This is a genomic window from Rhizobacter sp. P5_A1 (genome assembly GCF_056400745.1).
In genome coordinates, this window is sequence record NZ_JBFUKR010000011.1 from 155,077 (window position 1) to 161,451 (window position 6,375).

The 6,375-nt window shown below is 67.3% G+C and carries 5 protein-coding genes; all 5 read left to right on the plus strand.

The window, feature by feature from the left end; all coding sequences use genetic code 11:
• Positions 1–74 precede the first annotated feature (74 nt).
• Positions 75–1,244 (plus strand): FAD-dependent oxidoreductase, encoded by a 1,170-nt coding sequence (locus AC1DTW_RS14595; RefSeq protein ID WP_477981895.1) that lies wholly within the window; start codon positions 75–77, stop codon positions 1,242–1,244.
• Positions 1,245–1,289: 45 nt separating this feature from the next.
• On the plus strand, positions 1,290–2,963 hold the full coding sequence (locus AC1DTW_RS14600; protein ID WP_477981896.1) for a DUF1302 domain-containing protein: 1,674 nt from the start codon (positions 1,290–1,292) through the stop codon (positions 2,961–2,963).
• A gap of 17 nt (positions 2,964–2,980) precedes the next feature.
• Complete coding sequence (locus tag AC1DTW_RS14605) at positions 2,981–4,336, plus strand: DUF1329 domain-containing protein (RefSeq protein ID WP_477981897.1); 1,356 nt, start codon at positions 2,981–2,983, stop codon at positions 4,334–4,336.
• Between the two features lie 25 nt (positions 4,337–4,361).
• Entirely contained in the window at positions 4,362–5,111 is a 750-nt protein-coding gene (locus tag AC1DTW_RS14610) for an EthD domain-containing protein (protein WP_477981898.1), read from the plus strand.
• 13 nt (positions 5,112–5,124) lie between these two features.
• A partial coding sequence (locus AC1DTW_RS14615; protein ID WP_477981899.1) for a Rieske 2Fe-2S domain-containing protein occupies positions 5,125–6,375 on the plus strand: 1,251 nt, incomplete at its 3' end.

The following is a 6,375-nucleotide window of genomic DNA, read 5'->3' on the forward strand; positions in this document are numbered from 1 at the left end:
TGAATCCACGCGAAGTTTAGGCTGCCGTTCATCGAGTCCGGTACAGGGCTCACACCAATAAACGGAGGCAACGAATGGTCGTCGACCATGCGTCGGGCGAGCTTTTGCCCGGAATTTCAGGGGAGCCTCCCGCGGCGAGTGCTGTGGTCCGTCGCATCGTCGTCGTCGGCGGCGGCATCGCCGGATTGAGCTGCGCGTTGGCCTGCGTGCGGGCCGGTGCGAAGGTGCAAGTGCTCGAGGCACGGGCATCGGCATCTCCGCTGCCTGCGCACATCGATGTGGTTCCGAATCTGCTGCGCGATCTGGTGCGACTCGGCGTCGCGCAGGCCTGTGTGCGGCGCGGTTTTGTGTACAGCGGTTTGTCGGTCGTCGATGAGCACGGAGACGAGGGCTTTCGGCTGCCGACGCCATTGCTTGCCGGTCCGCAACTACCGCCCGCGGTCGGCATTGCCTTCGCAGACCTGTTGGATCTGCTCGAAGCTGCCGCGGTGCATGCCGGTGCGGCGGTGCATCGTGGCTGCTCGGTGACCACGGTCGATTCCGAACGCGGGCGCGTCATCGCCGACGACGGACGCATATGGGATGCAGATCTTGTCCTGATTGCTGCAGGTGCCGAATCGCCGCTGGCCAGTGCGCTGCTCGGCCCCTCGCGACCGGGCGTTCTGCGCCACGCTTGGTGGCACGCATTGCTTCCACGTCCGCCCTGGCTGGATCGTGCGACGTGGATGGCCGGGTCGGTGGGTCGCAAGTTGTTGCTCGTGCCCACCAGCGTGTCGAGAGCGGGCGTGGCCGTCGTCGGCACCGACGAGGCGAATGGGCCGACCGACGGATACGCGCTGACAGGACTGCTGAAGTCTTGGGGTTCCTTTCCGCGACGTGTTGCGGCGGCGATGGACCCGTCGGCACCGGTCGTGCTGCGCCGCGTGACCAGCCGGTTGCGCGATGCCCCCTGGCATCGCGGTGCGGTGTTGTGTGTCGGCGCATCCGCGCACGCCATCGCGCCTCCTTTCGGGCAGTCGGCCGCGCAGGCCCTGGAAGACGCCGTCGTGTTGGGCGAGCTGGTGGCCGAGGGGCTCGACCGCCAGCGATTGCTGCGGCGATTCACCGAACGGCGCGGCGAGCGCGTGCGGCGCCTGCATGACCTGACCGAACGCGCAGCCCGCTGGACGGCGCAACCCGAGCCGGCAACCGATCTGTCGCAGCTGGCGGGAGAGATCGACAGGTTGGTCGCAACACCCGCCTAGCTGCTCTTGTTCGCACAAATCAACCACAGAGAGAGGAATCTCCAAATGAGACAAGCTTCACCGCGGCCTGGCCGCACCGCCGTTGCGCTGGCCGCCGCACTCGCGGCCGGCGCCGCACAAGCCGTCGGCATCGACCTCGGCGAGTCGGACTGGTCGCTGCGCTTCGACAACACGGTCAAGGCCGGCCTGCTGGCGCGTACCCAGAACGCCGACCCCGCGCTGGTCGATTCGTTTCGCCTGCTGGTGCCTGGGGTGCCAGCGTCGGCCTTTCCGCAGGCCCTGAATTTCAACGCCGGCGACGACAACTTCCGTAAGCGCGGCCTCGTGTCCAAGCGACTCGACTTGCTCAGCGAGTTTGACGCGGTGTACCGCAAGGACTATGGGCTGCGACTCAGCACTGCCGCCTGGTACGACGCCGCCTACCGCGGCACGAGCGACGCGTCCGATCCGGTCAACGGCCAGACGCCGGCCAACGAGTTCCCCGAACACACGCGCCGACTTGCCGGCCGCAAGGCCGAGGTCCTCGATGCGTTCGTCTTCGGGGGCTTCGATCTAGGCGACGGTCGAAAATTGACTGGCCGCCTGGGTCGCCATGCGCTGCAGTACGGCGAGAGCCTGTTCTTCGGCGACAACGGCATCGCCAGGGCGCAAGGGCCGATCGACATCTTCAAGCTGCTGGGTTCGCCGAACGCGCAATTCAAGGAGATCATCCGCCCGGTGCCGCAGCTGTCCGGGCAGTTGCAGATCTCGCCCGAGCTTTCGGTAGGCGGCTACGTCCAGTTTCGCTGGGAGGCCGATCGACTGCCTCCCGCGGGGAGCTACTTCTCGACGACGAACATTCCGTGGGGCTCCGAGCAACCCGAGTTCGTTGGCATTCCCAATGTCGGCAACTTCGTGCTGGCGCCAGGCGGAGACCGCAAGCCGAAGAACTCCGGCCAATTCGGCCTGCAGTTGAAGTGGCGCCTGGCTGACACCGACCTGGGCTTCTATGCCGCGCGCTACCACGACAAGGGCGGCCAGCTCTACGGCCAGCTGAATGCGCAGGGCACGCTGCCCGGCAACTGGTTTTTCGTCTTTCCCGAGGCGGTGAAGACCTACGGTGTCAGCGCCTCGCGCTCGTTCGGCGATTTCAACTTCTCCGGCGAAGCATCGATTCGCGACAACATGCCGCTTCGCAGCACCAACATGCTGTACGGCTTCTTCCCCGGCCAGCCACAGCCGCAGTACGCCACCGGGCGCACCGCGCACGTGAACCTCTCGACGCTGGCCACCTTCGGGCCCAGCTTCATCGCGCGCGAATCCAGCCTGGTGGGCGAGATCGCCTGGAACCGCGTCCTGCACAAGGATGACCCGGACGGCGAACTCGACCAGGGTCGTACCCGCGACGCCACAGCCATTCAGTTGATCTTCACGCCCACGTACCGGCAGGCGTTGTCGGGCCTGGACCTGAGCGTGCCGGTCGGCTTGCGCTACACGCTGGATGGGGCCTCGTCGATCACCGCCTGGGACGCGCGGGGCAATGGCAGCGCCAACATCGGCCTCGAAGGCAACTACCTCGGGGTGTGGCAATTCGCCTTGAACTACACGCACTTCATCGGCAACGCCGTTCCGTTTGTCGATTTCGCACCGACCCAGACCGGAGGCAGCCCGATCTTCGGCCGCGGCAACGCATTGGCCGACCGCAACTTCGTCGCACTGACGCTGCGCCGCACGTTCTGAACTTTGGAATCCAACCCATGACACGACACCTCATCGTCACCGCCTGCCTGGCCGCGCTCGGCCTGCCCTTCGCCGCGTCGGCCGGCATCAGCGCTGAAGAAGCCGCGCGCCTGAAGACCGAACTGACGCCCTTCGGCGCCGAGAAAGCCGGCAACAAGGACGGCAGCATTCCCGCCTGGACCGGCGGCTACACCACGCCCATTCCCGGCGACAAGCCCGGCGGCCGGCGCGGTGACCCGTTCAAGGACGACAAGCCGCAATACTCGGTCACGGCGAAGAACGTCGACCAGTACGCCGACAAGCTGACCGACGGCACCAAGGCGATGCTGAAGAAGTACCCGGACAGCTTCCGCGTCGATGTCTATCAGACGCGGCGCACCGCAGCGGCGCCGCAATGGGTGTACGACAACACCTTCAAGAACGCGACCCGCGCCAAGCTCGACGGTGACCTGGTCGAAGGCGCGTACGGCGGCATCCCGTTCCCGATCCCGAAGACCGGCACCGAGGCAATGTGGAACCACTTGCTGCGCTGGCGCGGCACGGCGTGGCAGTTCCACACCAACATGTACCAGCTCACCAACGACGGCAAGGCCGTGCTCGCGACCGATGGCGTGGGCGACCAGATGATGCCGTACTACCTGCAGAACGGGACGCCCGAGCAATTCGGCCCGCGCGGTGTGTACTGGCAGGTGCGCCTGGTCAATTCCGGCCCGCCGATCCGCGCCGGCGAGGCCATCGTCGGCAACGAGAACATCGACGCGGCGAAGGCCCAGGCCTGGGTCTACCTCACTGGCCAGCGCCGCGTGCGCAAGCTGCCCAACCCGTGCTGCGACACGCCGACGCCGGCGGCCGCGGGCGTGATGTCCTTCGACGAGATCGAGGTCTTCACCGGCCGGTTGGAGCGCTTCGACTTCAAGCTGATCGGCAAGAAGGAGATGATCGTTCCGTACAACTCCAACCGGCTGTTGCAACCCAAGACCGACGCCGAGGTGTTGGGCACGCACCACCTGAACCCCGAGTTCGTGCGCTGGGAACTGCACCGGGTCTGGGTCGTCGAGGCCACGCTGCGCGAGGGCAAGCGCCACCAGGCGCCAAAGAGCCGCTACTACTGCGACGAAGACACCTGGACCTGCGTGCTCGGCGACCGCTGGGACGCCAACGGCCAGCTCTGGAAGACGCTGTGGGCGCAGACCTTCGTGGCCCCCGACCTGCCGGGCCTCGTGGTCGGTGCCATGGGCTTCAATGACCTGATCTCGGGCACCGCCTTCGTCGGCAATCTCTACAACGCGAAGAACGTGCAGTACGCGATCGTGCCGCCGTACTCGGAGAGCACCTTCACGCCCGACGCGATGGCCGCTGCCGGCGCCCGATGATGCAAGTCGCCGAAGGAGGTCCACGATGATCAAGATGATGGCCGTGATCTGCCGCAAACCCGGCATGACGCATGCGGAGTACGTCGCTTACGTGCAGCACGTGCATGGCGCGATCTCCAAGGAAAAGCCGCTCAAGCTCGGGCGCTATGTGCAGAACCACGTGTTCGACGCCGCGTTCGGCAGCAGCGCGGAAACCGCCCACGCGATGACGGTGGCGCGCGACTCGGTGACCGAGCTTTGGTGGGACAGCGCCGAGGACATGCGCGCGAACTTCGCGCACGAGCATGTGCGCACGAAGGTCGGGCCGGACGCCGAGAATTTCGCCGACACCAGCCGAACGCTGAGCCTGGTGGCTGTGGAGGTCGAGCAGCCGGTGTCGAACCCGGGCCGCGCCTGCGGGGCTAAGGTCCTGCACTACCTGCGCAAGGCCGACACCCTGGCGTTGCCGCTGTTCTTCGAGCGCTGGGCGCGCGCGCACGAGCGCGCACTGGACTCATCGCCGCTGGCGGCAGCGGAGATGCGCCGCTGCGTGCACAACCACCAGGTCAGCGAGTTCAATCCGATGCTCGCCTACTTCGGCGCCAAGGACGTACCGATCTACGAAGGCGTCGCCAGCCACTGGTTCGACGACACGGCGTCGGTCGGCGCATTCCGTGCCTATGAGCGCGCGCTGTTGGCAATCAACGCCGAACAAGGTGGCATGTTCTACGAGCCGGCGCAATCGTTCTTCGTCTACGCGACGGAAGTGCCCATCTACGAACGGCACGCCGTGTGACCAGGAGCCCGGTATGACCTCCTATCTGCGCAACACCTGGTACGTCGCTGGCTTTGCCGACGAATTCGCCCGCGGCAAGCTGGTGGCGCGCACGCTGCTCGGCGACCCGCTGGTGCTGTTCCGTACCGACGACGGCAGCATCGCCGCGCTGGCCGACCGCTGCCCGCACCGCTTCGCGCCGCTATCGGCCGGCAAGCTGTGCGACGACGGCCGCTCGATCGAGTGCGCCTACCACGGTCTCCGCTTCGACACCAGCGGGGCCTGCGTGCACAACCCGCATGGGGATGGCCGCGTGCCGAAGGCGGCGAGCGTCGCGGCCCGCGCGGTGCGCGATCGCGACCGCCTCGTCTGGCTGTGGGCGGGTGATCCGGCGCAGGCCGACGAGTCGCTGATCCCCGACTTCTCGCACGTCACCTCGGCCTCTGAGGATGCCACCGTGCGGGGCTACATGCCGACCGCCTGCGACCACCAGCTGCTGGTCGACAACATCCTCGACCTGACCCACGCCGACTATCTGCATGCCGGCACGCTGGGCAGCGGTGCGCTGTCGCGCTGCCGGCCGCAGGTGACTGACCTGGGCGACCGCAGCGTGCGCATCGCCTGGCTCTCCAGCGGCGACCTGACGCCCAAGGTGTTCGACATGCACCTGCGCGAGCAGGGGCGTCCCACCGACCAGTGGACCGAGGTCACCTGGACGGCGCCCGGCTGCATGCAGCTCAACGTGGGCTCGACGCTGTTGGGCGAGCCCCGCGAGCAAGGCGTCGACACCGCCAACTTGCATCTGGCCACGCCGGAGACGGCCACCACCTGCCACTACTGGTTCTGGACCACGCGCTCCTTCGCCGTCAACCCGCACGCCAACGCGCACATTCGCGGTCTCATCGAGCACGCCTTCTCGCAGCAGGACAAGCCCGTGCTGGAGGCACAGCAGCGCCGCATTGGCACGGCCGAGTTCTGGTCGCTGAACCCCGTGCTGCTGGCCGGCGACGCCGGTGCGGTGCGCGTGCGGCGCAAGCTGCAGCACCTCGTCGTGCTGGAGCGGAGGATGAAGCGGTTCCTGATGGGCGTTGCGCTGCTCGCGGCGAGCGCTTCAGCGTGCGCGACGGAGCCCGTCGGCGCGGCGCCGGACCGGCCGGCGCAGGCGGTACGTGCACTCGAGCGCGCCGTGCTGCTCGGGGCGGCACAGGCCGGCGCTGCGTGGATCGCGGTGGGCGAGCGCGGCCTGGTGATGCGTTCGGACGATGGCGCACACTGGCAGCAGCTC